Annotated in this window: 2 protein-coding genes; both read right to left on the bottom strand. The window is 60.0% G+C overall.

Annotation, left to right across the window (positions count from 1 at the left end; genetic code table 11):
• The coding region (locus BMX78_RS22555) for an LLM class flavin-dependent oxidoreductase (RefSeq protein ID WP_139205083.1) at positions 1–1,137 on the bottom strand (1,137 nt) is incomplete at its 3' end.
• Positions 1,137–2,972 (bottom strand): flavin-containing monooxygenase (locus BMX78_RS22545; protein WP_139205082.1); only part of this gene is annotated, 1,836 nt, incomplete at its 5' end. The genes BMX78_RS22545 and BMX78_RS22555, both read right to left, overlap by 1 nt.

Here is a 2,972-nt window from a genome sequence, read left to right as displayed (position 1 = left end):
GCGGTATGTTTTGCCGTGCTTTGCGAGTTCTGCTTCGAAGGCGGGGATCGTGTCAGTGCGGAAAAGCTCAAGGTCGGTAACGTAGTCGAACAGGTTCAGGCAGATCCCATCGATCTTGTTCGTCGCTGCCCAGTTCGCCAACTGTGTTCCGGCATCCTCGGCGCTGGCGATGATCGCGTCGCCGAGGAGGAACTCATACACGTCTTCGCGGGTTCTCATGCGCTGCTCGGCGTCCTCGGCAGACGCGGCGCCGCTGGACACGAGCATGTTTCGCAGCGTCCCACGGTCGGCCTGGTCGATGATCTGCTTTGCGCGCTCCTGGGCCTCGGCCGTCGTCTTACCGACGATCACGGCCTTCGCGCCGATGAAGCCGCAGTCACTGCCGACCTCCGCACGGATCTGGCGGAACTTCTCGGCATTATCCCCATAGCTGAAGATATAGTTTGCACGCTCGGCCGAGAACCGCATCCCGGTGTAGGACTGGCCTGCATTCACGATCAAGGGTGAGACCTGCATCGGTCGCGGACGACCGGAGGCCTTATTGATCTTGAAGTACTCGCCATCCAGTGTTGCCTCGCCGTCACGCCACAGCGCCTCGACAACGTCCAACCATTCCCGGGTGTAGGCGTAACGGTGCTTGCGGTCCAGCAGCTCCACCCCCATCGAGGCGAACTCCTGCACACCCCACCCACTGACCACGTTCACACCCCAACGGCCGCGTCCGATATGGTCCAGCCCCACACCGAACTTGGCAGCCACCACCGGATTGAGCAGGTTGGTGTGCATCGTGGTAAGAAGCGTGATCTTCGTTGTTGCCGCCAACAGTGCGGCCGACAAGGTGATCGCGTCCAGGCTCGCTCCCCGCCACACGATCTCGTCACCAGGCAGCCCCGCCCAACGCGACGGAGGCAACGCGAAGCTCATGCCCATCTCCTCCGCCGCCAACACCGTCGCCAGATTCTGCTGGAACGTCCACTCCGTCGCATTCGGCGCCAACGTGGGCCACTCGCTAAAGGACTGATTCGGCAGGAAAATCCCCAGCATCACCGAACCCTCATCGGCCGGTAACGCCCGCTCGAAACAATGTTCAAGATCGGAGCGGGTGGCCGGATCTGCACTGTCAGGGTAATACCGCATTAGATGCCTCTCTGTGGTTGAACGGAAGCGCCGACGCTCTCACGCGAATCAGACGACACGTTCAAGATCATGTCCTCGCGGAACCTCTCCTCGCGGCGCCACACATCGATTTGTTTGCGGAAGCCGAGCGTGCCGCCCGGGTATCCCGCCGCGATCGCCGGAACAATATTGCCGGTCACATTGCCCTCATTGTTGTAATAGCTAGGCGTGCACTCCTGCACGGATTTCGCGATAGGCGCACCACTCAGACGCAACTCCGCCATGTGGGCATCCCACGCCAGCTCCGCCTCGCGCTTGACTTCCATCGACGTAACGCCCGAATCCACCAACGTCGTAATCAGCTCCACCACATGGCTGGCCTGAATCGTCATCCGGAACGGGATGTTGAACGTCGGAGCTGACTGGCGGCTGTTACCGACCATGAACATGTTCGGGAAGCCGTGGGTATACAGACCATGGAGCGAGTAGTACTCGTTACGACCCAATTTCTCATCCAGCGTGATCCCGCCCCGCCCGATCACGTTGTACCGACCCGACTGCGACGGCGAGGTGGCGAACGATTCGAACCCGGTCGCGTAGACGATGCAATCCACCTCATACGCGACACCATCAAAATGAATGGCATTCTCAGAGATACGGTCAGGCCCGCGGCCATCAGTATCGACCAGGGTCACGTTGGGCTGGTTGAACGCCTGCAGATACTCATCACTGAAACAAGGCCGCTTACAGAACCGCCCGTAATACGGCATAAGACCAGCAGCGGTCTGGGGATCCTCCACGATCTCACCGATGCGGTGTCGGATACGCTCCATCTGCGCGAAGTCGATCGCTTCCATCGCCTCGACAACCTCTTCCGGGGCCATAGACGAAGCATCCGGGCGGCCCCAGACCTCTTTCCACTGGTCATCGATGAGGGCGCGGTCGGGGCTCTTGCCCTCCAGCACCAGGTCAAAGTTCATCTGACGGTCCTCCTGCCACCCCTCCGGCAAACTCGACCACCACTGCGGATCCGTCGGACGATTCCCCCGCGCATCAAGAATCGACGGGGTCCGCTGGACCAACACCATTTCCTTAGCATCGGCCGCAACCCGAGGCACCACCTGAATCGCAGTAGCCCCGGTGCCAATCACCGCAACCCGCTTATCAGCCAGCCCCGTCATACCCCCGAGATTACTGCCGCCCGTGTACTCATAATCCCAACGACTGGTATGGAACGAATGCCCCTTGAAAGTCTCAATCCCCGGAATACCCGGCAGCTTAGGACGGCTGAACATCACCCCGGAAGCCAACACCACAAACCGTGCACTGATCTCATCCCCACGATCAGTGGCCACCTGCCACAGCGCGCTCTCCTCATCCCAGCGCATCTCCGTCATCCGGGTCTGGAACAGCGCATCCTTATACAAGTCAAAATGATGCCCCATCTTACGGGCATACCCGAAAATCTCGTCCGTACGCGCATACCGCTCCGTCGGCATATAACCAAGGTCTTCAAGAAGCGGAAAGTAGATCGAGGACTCAATGTCACACCGAGCACCCGGATAACGGTTCCAGTACCACACACCACCAAAGTCACCCGCGTCCTCAATGATCGCAAGTTCCATATCCCCGGCCTTGCGCAGCAACGCACCCGTGGTCAAACCACCAAAGCCGCCACCCAAGATCAACACATCCACCACACGCCGCACCGCCTCGCGCTCCACACGAGGAGTGAACGGATCACGCAAATACTCCGAAGCCGTGTCAAGCTTCACATACTGCCCAGTGCCTTCCGCACGAAGCCGCTTATCCCGCTCCTGCCGATACTTCTCGCGAAGCGAATCACGCTCTTCCTC

The organism is Arthrobacter sp. OV608 (genome assembly GCA_900110595.1).
In the GTDB taxonomy this organism is placed as follows: domain Bacteria; phylum Actinomycetota; class Actinomycetes; order Actinomycetales; family Micrococcaceae; genus Arthrobacter.
This window is presented reverse-complemented; position numbering and strand designations above follow the sequence as displayed.